The sequence below is a fragment of the Pseudanabaena minima str. Chao 2107 genome (assembly GCF_051131155.1).
GTDB classification, from domain to species: Bacteria; Cyanobacteriota; Cyanobacteriia; order Pseudanabaenales; family Pseudanabaenaceae; genus Pseudanabaena; species Pseudanabaena minima.
This window is the reverse complement of the sequence record NZ_CP159508.1, coordinates 374,884-390,540: the sequence shown is the minus strand read 5'-3', so window position 1 is coordinate 390,540 and position 15,657 is coordinate 374,884. Positions and strand designations below refer to the sequence as shown.

At 42.7% G+C, this 15,657-nt stretch carries 14 protein-coding genes and 1 tRNA gene; 14 read left to right on the top strand and 1 reads right to left on the bottom strand.

The window, feature by feature from the left end; genetic code table 11:
* Window positions 1-9 precede the first annotated feature (9 nt).
* Window positions 10-1,470, top strand: coding sequence for an Asp-tRNA(Asn)/Glu-tRNA(Gln) amidotransferase subunit GatA (gatA, locus tag ABM313_RS01830; protein ID WP_434686000.1), 1,461 nt, complete (start codon window positions 10-12; stop codon window positions 1,468-1,470).
* A 74-nt stretch (window positions 1,471-1,544) separates the two neighbouring features.
* Here gatA and ABM313_RS01825 read toward each other — a convergent pair whose 3' ends face one another.
* Window positions 1,545-2,834 (bottom strand): glucose-1-phosphate adenylyltransferase, encoded by a 1,290-nt coding sequence (locus ABM313_RS01825; protein ID WP_434685999.1) that lies wholly within the window; start codon window positions 2,832-2,834, stop codon window positions 1,545-1,547.
* Between the two features lie 504 nt (window positions 2,835-3,338).
* Here ABM313_RS01825 and ABM313_RS01820 point away from each other — a divergent pair.
* From ABM313_RS01820 to ABM313_RS01760, 13 genes are all read left to right on the top strand, one after another.
* Window positions 3,339-4,661 carry a hypothetical protein gene (locus ABM313_RS01820; RefSeq protein WP_434685998.1) on the top strand — a complete coding sequence of 441 codons (1,323 nt, stop codon included), beginning with the start codon at window positions 3,339-3,341 and terminating at the stop codon, window positions 4,659-4,661.
* A gap of 478 nt (window positions 4,662-5,139) precedes the next feature.
* Window positions 5,140-6,351, top strand: a complete 1,212-nt coding sequence (locus ABM313_RS01815; protein WP_434685997.1) for a DUF2252 domain-containing protein — start codon at window positions 5,140-5,142, stop codon at window positions 6,349-6,351.
* A 21-nt stretch (window positions 6,352-6,372) separates the two neighbouring features.
* On the top strand, window positions 6,373-6,678 hold the full coding sequence (locus ABM313_RS01810) for a hypothetical protein (protein WP_434685996.1): 306 nt from the start codon (window positions 6,373-6,375) through the stop codon (window positions 6,676-6,678).
* Window positions 6,679-6,858: 180 nt separating this feature from the next.
* Entirely contained in the window at window positions 6,859-7,839 is a 981-nt protein-coding gene (gshB, locus tag ABM313_RS01805; RefSeq protein ID WP_434685995.1) for a glutathione synthase, read from the top strand.
* A gap of 93 nt (window positions 7,840-7,932) precedes the next feature.
* Window positions 7,933-8,868 (top strand): DUF1517 domain-containing protein, encoded by a 936-nt coding sequence (locus ABM313_RS01800; protein WP_434685994.1) that lies wholly within the window; start codon window positions 7,933-7,935, stop codon window positions 8,866-8,868.
* 320 nt (window positions 8,869-9,188) lie between these two features.
* Window positions 9,189-10,316, top strand: coding sequence for a hypothetical protein (locus ABM313_RS01795; protein ID WP_434685993.1), 1,128 nt, complete (start codon window positions 9,189-9,191; stop codon window positions 10,314-10,316).
* A 124-nt stretch (window positions 10,317-10,440) separates the two neighbouring features.
* Window positions 10,441-11,013 carry a TIGR04376 family protein gene (locus ABM313_RS01790; protein WP_190579843.1) on the top strand — a complete coding sequence of 191 codons (573 nt, stop codon included), beginning with the start codon at window positions 10,441-10,443 and terminating at the stop codon, window positions 11,011-11,013.
* 115 nt (window positions 11,014-11,128) lie between these two features.
* A tRNA-Pro gene (locus ABM313_RS01785) sits at window positions 11,129-11,202 on the top strand.
* A 136-nt stretch (window positions 11,203-11,338) separates the two neighbouring features.
* Window positions 11,339-13,345 (top strand): N-6 DNA methylase, encoded by a 2,007-nt coding sequence (locus ABM313_RS01780; RefSeq protein ID WP_434685992.1) that lies wholly within the window; start codon window positions 11,339-11,341, stop codon window positions 13,343-13,345.
* A 4-nt stretch (window positions 13,346-13,349) separates the two neighbouring features.
* Window positions 13,350-13,646 carry a DUF433 domain-containing protein gene (locus ABM313_RS01775; RefSeq protein WP_434685991.1) on the top strand — a complete coding sequence of 99 codons (297 nt, stop codon included), beginning with the start codon at window positions 13,350-13,352 and terminating at the stop codon, window positions 13,644-13,646.
* A gap of 2 nt (window positions 13,647-13,648) precedes the next feature.
* Window positions 13,649-14,020, top strand: a complete 372-nt coding sequence (locus ABM313_RS01770; RefSeq protein ID WP_434685990.1) for a DUF5615 family PIN-like protein — start codon at window positions 13,649-13,651, stop codon at window positions 14,018-14,020.
* Complete coding sequence (locus ABM313_RS01765) at window positions 14,013-15,299, top strand: type ISP restriction/modification enzyme (protein WP_434685988.1); 1,287 nt, start codon at window positions 14,013-14,015, stop codon at window positions 15,297-15,299. Before ABM313_RS01770 ends, ABM313_RS01765 begins: the two co-directional genes overlap by 8 nt.
* A 66-nt stretch (window positions 15,300-15,365) precedes the next feature.
* On the top strand, window positions 15,366-15,653 hold the full coding sequence (locus ABM313_RS01760) for a DUF433 domain-containing protein (RefSeq protein ID WP_434685987.1): 288 nt from the start codon (window positions 15,366-15,368) through the stop codon (window positions 15,651-15,653).
* Window positions 15,654-15,657 lie beyond the last annotated feature (4 nt).

Here is a 15,657-nt window from a genome sequence, read left to right as displayed (position 1 = left end):
AGCTTGTTTATGTCATCGATCGCCCAAATTCGTCAAACCTTAATCAATAAAGAGCGATCAGCTACCGAAATTGCTCAAGAGTTTTTAGATCGCATTGATCGGTTAGAGCCGAAATTACATAGTTTTGTGACAGTTACTCCCGAAGTAGCGATCGCCCAAGCCAAAGTCATCGATGCCGCGATCGCCGCAGGTGAGAATTTACCAGCACTAGCAGGTATTCCCTTAGGCATGAAAGACAATATGTGTGTCAAGGGAATGCCTACCACTTGTGGCTCCAATATGCTGAAAAATTTTGTGCCACCTTACGAAGCGACAATTACGGCGAAATTGAGATCGGCTGGTGCTGTCATGGTAGGCAAAACTAACCTCGATGAGTTTGCGATGGGTAGTTCTACCGAAAACTCAGCGATCGCCCTCACAGCTAATCCTTGGAATAAAGATTATGTGCCTGGTGGCTCATCGGGTGGCTCGGCAGCAGCAGTCTCTAGTGGTGAATGTGTAATCGCTACGGGTTCAGATACAGGTGGCTCAATTCGTCAACCTGCTTCCTATTGTGGAGTCGTGGGATTAAAGCCTACCTATGGACTAGTTTCTAGATTTGGGCTAGTTGCTTTTGCTTCATCCCTCGATCAGATTGGTCCCTTTGCAAACTCTGTTGAAGATGCAGCTATATTTTTAGGAGCGATCGCAGGTTACGATCCTAAGGATTCCACCAGCATTAACATCGAAGTCCCTGACTACGCGGCTTTACTAACCCCAGATTTAACACAGTCCCTCAAGGGTAAAAAAATTGGTGTAATTACTGAAACCTTTGGCGAAGGTTTAGATAGTGAAGTAGAAGTTGCAGTCAGAAAAGCGATCGCGCATTTCGAGGCTATGGGTGCAGAAGTCTATGAAATATCCTGTCCTCGATTTCGCTACGGATTGCCTACTTATTACATCATTGCTCCTTCAGAAGCTTCTGCAAACCTTGCTCGATACGATGGCGTAAAGTATGGCTTCCGTGATCAGGATGCTGAGAACTTGCTAAGTATGTATGAAAATACTCGCGAACAAGGCTTTGGAGCGGAAGTAAAACGGCGGATTATGATTGGGACATATGTTCTATCGGCTGGTTATTATGACGCTTATTATCTCAAAGCGCAGAAAGTCAGAACTCTGATCGTTCAAGATTTCCAAAAAGCTTTTGAGCAGGTTGATGTTTTAGTTTGTCCAACAGCACCTACTACTGCTTTTAAGGCAGGCAGTAAAACGGAAGATCCACTGGGAATGTATCTCTCTGATTTGATGACGATTCCTGTAAATTTGGCGGGGCTTCCAGGGATTAGTATCCCCTGTGGATTTGATTCCAAAGGACTACCAATTGGCTTGCAAATGATCTCTAATGTCTTAAGAGAAGATGTGTTGTTGCAAGTTGCCTATGGCTACGAGCAGTCAACGGAATGGCACAAGCGCCAGCCTTCTATATAAACAATAAAAGCCTTGCTAAGCAAGGCTTTTATTGTTCTAATAAAACAGAAACGGCACTTTGTGCCGTTTCTGTTTTAAATAATGGTGTTATCAGGGATAACAGCATTTTTGACAACGACAACAATGCCATTACAGATGCAATAGCCTTGTTCTTCACGATTTACATCTTGAACTCGATCCTTGTTGATAATTTGCACATTTTTGCCAATGCGGGCATTCTTATCAATGATTGCATGGCGAATGATCGTATTTTCGCCAATGCCCATCGGCACTTTGTTGTTTTCGAGATCTGAGGCGCGATCCTCTTCAGGTTGATAAAAATCACAACCCATCAGTAGTGTGTCTTCAATTGTGCAATTGGCTTCAATATGCATCCGAATACCAACAACTGAGTTAGTAATTGTGGACTGGTTGAGGATACATCCTTCGCCAATAATTGAATCCTTGACTTTGCTATCATGCACTTTGCTAGGGGGCAAATAACGAGCGCGAGTATAAATTGGCTTTTTGGTTTCGTAGAAATTAAAACCAGTGGCAGGATGGCGAGTTAGTTCCAGATTTGCTTGATAGAAAGACTCAATGGTTCCAATATCTTCCCAATATCCTTCATAGAGATAAGCCTGAACATTCAAATTGTGAATTGCATCAGGAATAATTTCTTTACCAAAATCTGTGTGTTCGGGATTCTCGCTAAGGAGCTTTAACATAGCCTGCTTGTTAAATACATAGATTCCCATTGAAGCGATGAAAGGGTTCGCGATCGCGGAAGCTTGATCCAATCCGAGTTTAGTGGTGTCAACACGCATTCCCTCTAGAGCTTCACCTTTAGGCTTTTCTAGGAAGTTAATCACTTTGCCAGTACTATCAGTTTTAAGCAAGCCAAAGGCTGAGGCTTTTTTCTGATCAACAGGTAATACTGAAAGGGTAATATCTGCCCCAGTTTCGCGGTGATGTCGGACGAATTTTTCGTAGTCCATATTGTACAGATGATCGCCAGATAGAATCAAATACTCACTGACATCCCAAGATTCTAAAAGCCATGCATAACGACGAACAGCGTCGGCTGTACCTTGAAACCAATCTGGACTATCGGGGGTCTGCTGCGCGGCAAGAATTTCCACAAAGCCATCAGAATAGGATGCAGGTCGATAGGCTTGATTGACGTGTCGATTAAGTGATGCGGAGTTAAACTGCGTCAGGATATAGATTTTTTCAATTCCTGAGTTAATACAGTTACTCACAGGAATGTCGATCAATCGATATTTGCCTGCTACGGGGACTGCGGGTTTAGCACGGGTCTTAGTGAGGGGATATAGTCGGCTTCCCTGTCCGCCGCCCAGAATGATAGCCAGTACGTTTTTCATAAATTCTTCGGATTATCTTGGCTTTTTTATTTGCATATTTTTTCTGAATGCAAACATTGTCTATCTTTGCGGGGATCGTTGCAAGTAATGTAAGAACACAAACTTAGTAATTTGCTATGTCTTTTGTAGCAAAGCAACAATTAGCTAATACAAGACAAAACCCCAGAAGATGAGTGGCGGCGCGAAGCACCGCCACTCATCTTCTGGGGTTTTGGTTTAAGTAAAACTTGCTTTGCTATGGATTTTATAGCTACCGTCGATTGTGTTAGGACAAAATCAAAACCCAAGAAGAGAATGGCGGCGCGAAGTGCCGCCATTCTCTCCTTGGGTTTTATGTCCTCATACACTTGGCGACAGCTATATTATGGCTGTCGCTAGCTTTGATTGTTCCTACAAAATGTTTGGTGGGGCAAAGATCTATCAAACATCTTGTAGGAACAATATGAATTATAAATACGTCTGTCGGGGTAAATTTAAGCCTATGCGATTAGGGAGATTTTTATAATGCTTGTCAAGACAACGCTGGCTAATTCATGTTTCACTTTGCTGAGCTTGGGCGCGATCGCCTTTTCTGCCATCTCTTCACCACAGGCAGCTAGAGCCTCAGAGCAGCCGAGTTTAGACAGCCTTGTGCAGCAAGCGGCTTCCAAAGACCAAGTAACATCCCAACAGGCGATCGCGAGGTTACGCGAATTTAAAAACGAGGGTGTGGATGCATTTTGGAAAGCCTATCAAAAGGATTTGCCGAATAATCCGCAATTACGAGCAACTTTAGACGCAATTTGCCAGCAGAAGGACTGTGATGCCTCAAAGTTGTATTGGTACAAAGATTTAGAAGCGGCTAAGACTGCATCAAAAGAAACGGGTAAGCCGATTTTGTCTTTACGCTTGTTGGGCAATCTTAATGACGAATTGAGTTGTGCTAATAGTCGATTTTTCCGCACAGCGCTTTATCCTAATGCGGCGGTGTCACAACTGCTGCGCGATCGCTTTATTTTGCACTGGCAATCAGAGCGTCCTGTGCCGAAGGTAACGATTGATTTTGGGGATGGTCGTAAGCTAGAACAAACTCTCACTGGCAATAGCATTCACTATGTTCTGGACAGTGAAGGTCGTCCAGTTGATGCGATTCCAGGGCTATATAGTCCCCAAGCCTTTATCGAAAATCTCAAGGATGCAGAGAGAGTCGCAAACTCAGTTAACAATCTTAATGGTGATTTAAGCCTGAGACGTGAAGTTTTGGTTAAATATCATCGCGATCGCTACGCTAAGTTAGAAAAAAATTGGCGCTCAGATCTCACCCGTTTGCGTTTACCGCCCCAACCATTATTGCCATTGGCTGTTACCGATCCCAAAGCTAGTGCAATGCTGGCAAGCCGTTTAACCGTGGGAAAGATGATGGTTGAATTGCCTACATTAAGCCGTACTACTGGTGAGCCTCTAGCTGAAGTTACACCGCCTTCCCCATTTGCCAAGCTTAGTGATGTCAATTGGGCTAGATTAGCAAGGCTTTATCAGAATCGTGTCTATCTCGATCAAGGTAGTCTGAATGTTATGCAGCGTAAACTATCCCCAAGTGCCTCTATGTCCACAGTTGTGAATAGTTTTGAACGGGCGATCACGCAGGATACTGTTCGCAATGAGTATGTATTTCACGCACAGATTCATAATTGGTTTGCCAATGGTGAGTTTCTAAATAGTGATACTGCTACTTTAACCGCGCTTAATCGTCGAGTATACGATGAGCTATTTCTCACCCCTGCTAGTGATCCTTGGCTGGGATTAGTAAATGAAAATGTTTACACAGGGCTTAGTAAAGTAAATTAACGTGATTACAGAATATAGCAGTGCAAGAGATAGCTAGGACAAATCAAAACCCAAAAGATGAGTGGCGGCGCTTCGTGCCGCCACTCATCTTTTGGGTTTTATGTCCTAAGCAAAATTTACATTGCTATAAGCTCCAAAAATTTAAAATCTAAAAACTGATGTTACGTGGATAGAATTCCTACGATCATCTAAGTATAGGGCTGGCACGGAGCCCCCCCTACAAAAATCTAAATTATTAGAGTAGGGGCAATCCCCCCGTGGTTGCCCTGTCGTGCTAGCAACAAGAGATTCATCATCTGAGTTCCACGTAACATCAGTAAAAAGTAAAAGCCTCGCAAAGCGAGGCTTTTACTTTTTGGGTCTTATAAAGAGTTCGCGCTGTGAAACCTTTCTAGGAGCCAGTTTGAAATTAACCCAAACTGGGGTTTAATTAATGTAGTCAACCTGAAGTGTTGACTACATTAATTTGGGGATGTTTATGGCAAGTCGAAATATTCGCGATCGCATTCAGCGTTTTAATCTCAGTCAACCACGAGATCCTGAACTACTCAAAAACAAATATGCGGCAATGCGTGCAGACAAAGAAAATCCCTTTGTCTTTTTTCGAGCTACCTGTCATCTGTTTTATGAAGACTTGCCAATTAAATCTTGGTTAAAAAAAGCTCCTCTGGTCTGGGTTTGTGGCGATCTCCATGTTGAGAATTTTGGCAATTACAAAGCGGATAATCGCCAAGTTTATTTTGATGTCAATGATTTTGATGAAGCTGTACTAGCTCCATGTACTTGGGAAATTGTGCGGTTATTAACCAGTATTTTTGTGGCTTCCGAAACCTTTACTGTTAAGCCTTCAGTTGCGGAAAGCCTCGGTTATCAGTTCCTCAATGCCTATACTCAGGCGATCGCTGAGGGCAAAGCCTATTGGATGAGTGCAGATATGGCTCCTTCAGTAATTGAAGCGATGCTTTCTCGCAAGACTCAAGTCCAGCGCAAGGAACTCCTTGATGAGCGTACAGTTTTAGATAAAGATAAACAAAGGCGATCGCTAAAAATTGACAACAAAAAAGCAAAGCCAATTTCTGAACAACAAAGGAAGAAGGTAACCAAGTTTATAGAATCCTTTGCATCTCAACAACCTAATCCTCAATTTTTCAAATTATTAGATGTTGCTCAACGTATTGCAGGCAAAGGAAGTTTGGGGATTGAGCGCTATGTTTTACTGGTAGAAGGTAAAGGCTCACCCGATGGCAATTATCTACTCGATCTTAAAAAATCTCTTCCTTCTTCTCTAAATCCCTATGTTATTTGGGAACAACCAAAATGGCAAAATGAAGCCGATCGCATTGTTTCCATTCAGAAGCGATTTCAGGCTATGCCAACTGCTTTTTTGCATTCTGTAACTATTGGTAAAGATGCATTTGTATTGCGAGAACTTCAGTCTACACAAAGTCCCACTGATCATTTGAAGATTGAGAAATGGGATGACAAGTTGTCAAAATCTGAGCAATTAATGCGATCGCTAGGGCAGATTGTGGCTTGGTCACATTTGCGAACTAGTGGACGACAAGGCTCTGCGATCGCTGATCAGTTAATTGATTTTGCAAGCAAAACAAAGTGGAAAACAGAACTAATGGAATACGCTAAGACCTATAGTCAGCAAGTACATCAAGACTGGAAAGAATTTTGCAAATAAACGTTTAGGCAAGTCTAGAGTATGCGAGTTAAGATTGAGAACGAAGTTCTATTTATTCATCGAGATGATGTACCAAAGTATAACAAACAAGGTTCTATCGTCCGTAATAGTTACTTTTGGGCTTTGAGATCGATCGCAGGTCGGGCAAACTCGCGCTATGACTGGGAATTTGAATCGGAAGTCTGGATTGCGTTGCAGAGAATGTTAATCTCTTTTGCAGAGTCAGGATATTTGCCTACCCGTGAAACTCAGTTGGAATTTGCACCTGAAACCGATGAAATCCCCCAATTATTACGGCTAGTTTCCACAGTTACTATTGATGAATAGAACCCAAACCAAGAAATTTTTTAAAAGTGTTGCTTCGCAACACTTTTAAAAAATTTCTTGGTTGTGAGTGCAAAAACCAAAAGATAAGTGATGGCGCGAAGCACCATCACTTATCTTTTGGGTTTTGATTATAAAACTGATAGATTGAGTGTTAAAAGCTCTAAAAATCAATAAAATCCCATGAAACTTGCCTTTATTATTGATCCGATCGCGAAACTCGATCCCGCCCATGACACCAGTGTAGCCCTGATGGAAGCAGCTTGTCGTAAGGGATATGAAGTATTTATCACTAATATGAATACGCTCAGTGTCAAAGATGGCAAGGCTTGGGCTTTTTTACAACCTACTAAAATTCATCCTGTGCCACTAGTTAATGGTAAGTGGCAAGTCCCAAATCCTTGGTATGAAGTTGCCGAGGGAAAATTTCAACCATTAGAAGCTATGCAATTTGTGTGGATGCGTCCCGATCCACCCGTCACCACAGAATATCTCTATGCCACCTATATTCTCGACTATGTGGATGCTAGCAAAACGAGAGTTCTTAACTCTCCCCAAGGCATTCGTGCTGCTAACGAGAAAATGTACGCACTACAATTTACCAAAGCAATTCCCAAAACAATTGTGACGGCTGATAAAGGGACAATTCGCGAATTTGTAGCGGCTGAGGGCAAGGCAGTTATGAAACCACTGGGCGGCAAGGGTGGCGAGGGGATTTTGTTTTTGGAAGTAGGCGATCGCAATATCAACTCCCTCATCGAAATCAGCACTAATATTGGCAAAACTCCCGTAATGGTGCAGGAATATCTACCCGACGCACAAAAGGGTGACAAGCGGATTATTTTGCTAGATGGAGCACCAATTGGCGCAGTTAATCGCGTTCCCCAAACAGGAGAATTTCGTGGCAATATGGCAGCAGGTGGCAGTGCTGTTCAGGTCAATATTACCGATCGCGAACGGGAAATATGCATTCAACTTGCACCAACCCTAAAGCGTGATGGCTTAATGTTTGTGGGTATCGATGTTATCGGCGGCTACCTAACTGAAGTCAATGTCACTAGCCCCACAGGTGTGCGCGAAATTGATCGCCTTGATGGCGTATCACTAGGCGATCGGGTAATGGATTGGTTAGCAACTGCCGCAGGTGCTGACCAATCCATGTAGCAGATCTTGGCTAGGTTAGAATTGATCTAGAACATCTATAGCAATTCTTTGAGCAATAGCCTTTTACCTATGAAGTTTTTTAGCCCCGAATTTATGAAAAAAGTTAAAACTCACGTCAAAGCCTGGACGCGATCTCTAGTAGCCATTTCACTAGTGGCGATGACTATCTTTGGTAATGCCCATGAGGCTTTTGCCAAACGTTCAGGTGGTCGCATTGGTGGTAGCTCATTCAAATCTGCCCCCAGTCGTTCTGCTCCGTCCAATTCAGGATATAGCGGTAGCAGTTATTACAACAATAGTGGTGGTGGTGGATTTTTCTTCCTACCCATGTTTTTTGGTGGTGGCGGCGGCGGACTGTTTACGATCCTGTTGCTGGTAATTGTCGCAGGTGCAATTATGCAAGCATTTCGCGGCAATGGTAATGGCGAAGGCATTACTGGCATGGGTAGCAAAGTTAGTGTTGCTAAAATCCAAGTGGGTCTACTCTCCTCCGCGCGATCGCTGCAACAAGAATTAACCCGTCTCGCGCTAGAGTCGGACACCTCAACATCAGAAGGTTTAGCTACCGTCACCCGCGAAACAGCGATCGCTCTGATGCGTCATCCTGAGTATTGGGTTTATGTAAGTAGCGCTAACGAAAATACCAAGTTTGCCCTTGCTGAACAAAAATTTAATAGTTTGGTGATGTCTGAGCGCAGCAAACTCAATGCTGAAGTCTTGAGCAATGTCGGTGGTCGGGTACTGCAAGGCAAAACTGCGGCAACATTGCCCAGCGAAGGCAGCATCAGTCTCGAAGATCCTAGCGAATATATCGTGGTGACGCTTTTACTTGCTGTGGCTGGTGAAACTCTAAGTAAATTACCAATTTTGCGTTCTTCCGCAGATTTACAATCGGCGCTATCAGTAGTTGGCTCTGTGCCTACAGATAACCTATTAGCTGTGGAAGTGTTATGGGAACCACAGTCTGAGGAATACACCCTCACTAACGATGAAGTTCTGACGATCTATCCCGATCTAGTCAGAATCTAGAATAAAAGGGCTGCGCTTTGAGCAGCCCTTTTATTCTTCGGTTTTCATTTTGTGCGGCGCAAAGCGTCGCCATCAATCTTTAAGCCAAAAAGAAAAAGGACGCATTGCGTCCTTTTTCTTTTTGGCTTAAAGATTTGCGAAATCTAGTATGAATTTGTGGCGCTTAGAGACAATTTGTGGTATCACTTACCAGTATTATTTTTTCTTATTTGTGCTGAGACAAGTTTAGAGTATTGTGATTTGGCTAAGATAGCGGTAAAAAAGCACAATTTTGGGTACTCCCAAATGTGTAAGGCTCATGGAGTGAATAGGATCGGCATATGATGCAAAATACAGATAATAAAAACCAGTTTTATGTAACTCAAGACGTTGATGCTTATACAGACAACGTTGATAACTTAATGGACGATCTATTTGGAGATGTCGAATCCACACTCCATGTCGATTATGCTAAGCAGCGATCGCTTAGGTCAAAAAATTCACAAACCAAACAAAGTAAATCATCAGCCCCTTATGCTTCTGTAAACTCTTCAAGCTCAGACATAGTAGCCATTTCCAAAATTGATGCCTCCGAAAAAGAGATGTCAACTTCAAAAGATACCGTTAGCATTACCAAACTTAATGTCGCTGATATTGCCTTACCACCCATCTCTAAACAGGATGTCCTCTGGATTCAACCCTACATCATGCGGAATCCAGAACCGACTAGCAACCTTCCACCGATACCACCTGAACCAGTAGCTCCAAAATACAACCTACTTGATCGGCTGTTACTGGTGTTTGCTTGCAGCTCAGCCTTGATTGCCGCAGTCATGTGGACAATTAATCATGGAATTTGGCTGGGTCGCCAATCAGTTACTGTTGCTCAAGTTTCATCTAAAGATACTGCTGCCAACAAATCTTTTGGTGAAGAAATTAAACGGATGTTATCGGAAGTAGCAGATAAAAATCGGGCGATCGCCACTAATCCCAACAATATCAGTAACAGTATTCCGCTGATGACTGCACCACTAGTTAGCAATATGCCTTTACCCGTTGGCGCAAATAATCCTTTTGCTAATGGTATGCAACAACCCATGTATGTGCCTGTATATCAACCACCAGCTTTAAGCAATAGTGGTAATGCTCCATCACCTCTTGCCTTACCACCTGTCACAGCCAACAACTCCATCGATGTTTCTAACCCCGCAAGCGCTACAAAATCAAATACGGCGGCGGTATCTCGTCCAGTTGCTGCTGCACCTGCACCATCGTATACATTAATTGGAATACTGGATTTGGGCGATCGCTCTACAGCCATGATTGATATCAATGGCTCTGTGCAATCCATCGGGTTAGGCAAAGCAATTAATAATACAGGCTGGGTTTTATCGCGCGTTAGTCAGCAAGAGATCATCCTCAAACGTGGTAAGGAAACTAAAACTATATTTGTTGGTCAAAAGTTTTAACCAAACCAAAAAGAGAGTGGCGGCGTAAAGCGCCGCCACTCTCTTTTCGGTTTGGTGTCAATGCCAATGTTGATATTGAGTTACAATTTTTTTGGAAAGCGCCTAAAACATCTGAGGAAAGTATATGGGGTTAATAGAGGATATATCTCGCTTTTTAGAGACCCGCCTAGAGGAGTTTATTCGCAATAACCCACAAATTGAGTTGCAAATCCTCGAAGATAAATTACGTCAGCAAGAAGAAGAAATAACGAAATTAATTGCTAGCTCTAAACTAGAGGAGAAAAAACTCCAAGATCGGATTCTAGAAATTGCCGAAGAAATTCGGGTCTGGCACGATCGCACTGTCAAAGCTGAATCCTTTGATCGCCCTGATCTAGCTAGTGCCGCAAAAGAGCGTGAAGCTGCTTTATTGCGACAAGGTAATCAAATTTGGGCACAGATGGAACTGGTCAAAAAAAGAGCGATCGATAGTCAAGCTCTACAGGTGCAAATCCAAGAGCGTCGTAAGGAAGTCCAAGCCAAAATAGCGGAAGCAGCCAAAACCGCCAAAGCAAAATCACCGACTAGTACACCTTTAAATTGGGATAACCTTTACACGCCACCTTTTCGAGATCCTAACGATCAACTGGAAGAAACTTTTCGGCGTTGGGAAATGGATGAAGAACTCGATCGCTTAAAACGCAATATGGGCAAATAAAATTCGCAATAAGCGAGGTTCTTTACGTCTCACCTAATTACGATCGCTATATTTTTTACGCGCTAGCCAAATTTGCAAATCATCGTGTTATCATAGGAAAGCGTCAAAAACGCAACGGGATGTAGCGCAGCTTGGTAGCGCACCACTTTGGGGTAGTGGGGGTCTTGGGTTCAAATCCCAACATTCCGATTTATAAACTTGGAAAAAATATTGAAAGCGGCGCGATGCGCCGCTTTCAATATTTTTTATGCAAAGGGCTGTATGCTGGTAATTATCCTAAAAAATTCTGTATTTCTTTTGTATTTCTATCGATAAGGATTTGAAGATGTCTGAAGGTTTGCCTAAATTTGAAGCGATCGCAATGGGGACTGAGGCGCAGCGCGTTGAGGCTTTGCGAGAATTTTTGGGCTATCCGTTGCAGGAGTTGGATCGGACGGGTTCGGGGTTTCGGTATGTGAGAGCAGGGCAGGATATTGCACAGGCTCAGAATACTTGCCCGATCGCAGTGGGGTTTTATGAGGAGCTAGATCGGCTTAGTGATGCTGAGATTAAGGACTTTTTGGTTGACAAACCACAGCAGCAGAAAATCTATGGGCATTATCAGAATCAGGAACCCGAAAATACTCCTGTGATGTATTTACTGTTGCCAGTTGCCGAGCGAGTAGGACGGGTGGCGATAGTGTTACCTGCGGAAGGGAAGTTGCGTAAGAGCCAGATTCAAATTTTTGCTTGGGATAGTGATGACCTCAAGGCGCGATTGGGGCGTTTGCAATGGGGGACAATGCAATGGGCTAACAAGATTACTGAGACAGCTTTGCTTTTTTTGCCTAATGTGGATTGGGTGTTTTATAAACCGATTGAGACGGCGAAAGAGTTGGCGATCCAGTTAGCCCTTGTGACCCGTCAAATAGAGCAAGCAATTTCTGATGTATTTGCTAAAAAGCAAGCTAATGATTATTTACAGCGATTGTTAGAGAGTTTTAAAAGGGAGTTGCTGCCAAGTCTCAAGCCGTTTGCGGAGAATGAGAAGGATTACAGTTTTGCAGATATCTATGCTCAGACGATCGCCTATGGTTTGTTTACAGCGAGGGTATTTCGGCAAGTGCGCGATCGCAAAGAACAGAAAACTATTCCTACCTATTTCACTCGTCAGGATGCTTGGGACTGTTTACCTGAGACAAATCCATTTCTGAGGCAGTTGTTTAAGGATGTGTCTGAGCATAGTTTGGATGAGTTTGGGGATGAACTAAGCGATGGCATCTTAGAAATTTTTGGCATTCTCAGAGCGGCGAAAATGGATGCGATTTTGTCTGATTTTGAGCAGAAGATGAATCGTGAGGATATTGTGATTCGCTTTTATGAGGACTTTTTGGCGGCGTATAAGCCGAAGATGCGCGAACGGCGTGGGGTTTACTATACGCCAGAGCCTGTGGTTTCTTATATGGTGCGATCGGTTGATATTTTAATTAAGGAGAAGTTTAATAAGCCGCTTGGATTGGCTGATCCAGAGGTAATGATTCTCGATCCTGCCTGTGGAACGGGGACGTTTTTGTTATGGATTTTTAAGTTGATTCACGATCGCTTTGAGAATGATGGTGAGGCGCGATCGCTAATTAAACAAAGGCTTGGTGATATTTCATGGTCGGATTATGTGCGCGATCATTTGTTGCCGCGTGTGTTTGGTTTTGAGTTGTTGATGGCTCCCTATGCGATTTGTCATTTGAAGTTGGGTTTGTTTTTGGAGGAGTCGGGTTATCGGTTTGATAGTTCGCAAAGGTTGGGGGTTTATCTGATTAATACTTTGGATGATGTGAAGATAACAACTGAAACTCAACAGTTAAAGATAAATATCCCTGAAATGGAGGAGGCGATCGCCGCAGAAGCAAAGCAGGGGGCAGTAGTTAAAAAGCAATCTGAAATCATGGTGGTAATTGGCAATCCTCCTTATTCTGGACATTCTGAAAATAAGAGCGAGTGGGTGGGCGCTTTGGTGAAGGATTATTATTTTGTGGATGGGTTGCCATTGGGAGAGAAGAATCCGAAATGGTTGCAGGATGACTATGTGAAGTTTATTCGCTTTTCACAGTGGCGAATTGATAAGACGGGGACAGGGATTTTGGCGTTTGTGACTAATCATGGTTATTTGGATAATCCGACTTTTCGGGGAATGCGTCAGAGTTTGGCGAAGAGTTTTAATTGGATTAGGATTTTAGATTTGCATGGTAACTCTAAGAAGAAGGAGACGGCTGTGGATGGCACAAAGGATGAAAATGTGTTTGATATTCAGCAGGGCGTGGCGGTTTGTATAATGATCAAAGAGCAGGGAGCCTAAACCTATGACAGCAACTATTTTTAATATTGGTACGCTTATTGTTTGCGATCCTGATATTTGCGGAAATCGTCCGCGTATTGCGAATACACGCATTACGGTTGGACGCATTGCGACATTATGGAAACAAGGTTTAACGCCTGAAGAAATTGCGGATAATTGGGGTTATCTGAGTATGGCTCAAGTTTATGCGGCGCTGACTTACTATCATGCGAATCGAGAGGAGATTGATCAATCCTTGCGTCAAGATCGAGAGGATTACGATCGCTTATATGCTGAACATCTGGCGGCGAAGGGAAGTTAATAATGACTAATATTCGCTTCTATCTAGATGAAGACAGTATGAATCGGGCTTTGTTGATGGCGCTACGTCAGAGGGAGATAGATGTAACGACAGTCAGTGAGGTTAAACGCGAAGGTTTTTCAGATGAGGAACAGTTGTTATGGGCTGGTCAAAACAATCGAGTCATTTGCACCTATAACATTCGCGACTTTAGCAAAATCCATAAGCAATTTTTAGCCGAGGGTAAAGTTCATGCTGGAATATTGTTAATGCATCAGGATTTTTCGATTGGTGAGAGATTGTACGGTTTGTCTGTGGTTATGGCTTCACTCACGGCAGAAGATATGGTTAATCAAGTGATTTTTTTAAGCAATTATCTAAAAAGTAATGTCTGATATTCAACACGCGCATTTGTATGGGATGAGAGAGGTTAAATATGATTGGCTATCGACTCATGATGTTAATTCTACAGATTGGAATGAAATAGAACCTCAAAAGCCTTTTCATTTGTTTATTCCACAAAATAACGACTCTTTAGAGGAATTTCTGGCATATTGGAAGATAACTGAAGTAATGACTGAATTTTCGCTTGGTTGTTTGACTAAACGTGACAATTTAGTAATTGCTAAGACTTTTGATGAGCTTTATAAACAAATAGAAGGGTTCATAGATAATACAAAATCTGATGAAGAAGCAACTAAAGTATTTGATCTAAAATTAGCTGATCAAGATATGTGGAATGCTCATACCGCTAGATTGTCTTTGAGTATTTCGGAAATAGAAAATCATATTAGAAAAGAATCATTTAGACCATTTGACACAAGGTTTATTTTTTATCATGTTAACTTTGTTGCACGGTTAAATAGACGGGTAATGCAACATTTAGAATTAGACAATTTAGCATTAGTTACTGTTAGACAACTAGCCTCACTTCCATTTGATCATATTTGGGTTACAAATTCGTTGACTGATCAGCATATCATTTCTGTTAGAACTAAAGAAGGTGGTGTTGTTTACCCTCTTTATCTCTACCCCGATTCCAATGATCCTCAAACATCGACAATAAAAGAACAACGCCGACCAAACTTCTCCGATGATTTCTTAAAAGAAATAACTAAACAACTAGGCTACCCCCCAACCCCAGAAGCAATCTTCTATTACATCTATGCAATCTTCCATTCCCCAACCTATCGCACCCGTTACGCCGAATTTCTAAAAATCGATTTTCCCCGTGTCCCCCTCACCAGCGACGATCAACTATTCCGCAAACTTGGCGAATATGGCGAAGAATTGGTTGCATTGCACCTGATGAAATCACCCAAACTCGATCCCCCCGTCCTATCGGACACCCCCCTTAGTAAGGGGGGCAGGGGGGATCTGCAAATAATCGACAAAGGCGGCGAATTTGTAGTTGATGCAGGACATCCCAAATATAGCGATGGCGAAGTCATCATCAATAAAAAAGGCGACAGATTTACAGGAGTATCCAAAAGCGTTTGGGAATTCTATGTCGGTGGCTATCAAGTTTGTCACAAATGGCTCAAAGACCGCAAAGGTCGGCAACTCAGCCCCGAAGACCTCAACCACTATCAAAAAATCATCGTCGCACTCTCTGAAACCATGCAGATTATGAAAGCGATCGATGTTGCCATTCCCAGCTTTCCCATTGAGTAAAAGTCTTGGATATTCAGCAGGGTATAGCGGTTTGTATAATGATCAAAGAGTAGGAAACCTAAAACTATGACAGCAACTATTATCAATATTGGTACGCTGATTGTCAGTAGTCCTGATATTTGCGGAAATCGTCCTCGCATTGCAGGTACAGGAGTTTCGGTTGGGCGCATTGCCACACTTTGGAAATCAGGCATGGGTGCTGAAGAAATTGCGCGTGATATTCAGCTAAACCTTGCCCAAGTCTTTGCAGCATTGACTTACTACCATGCAAATCGCGCAGAAATTGAGAATATTTTGGATAGAGATGATGCAAATTATGAAAGGTTAATGGAACTGCATTATGCCCAACAGTAAACTA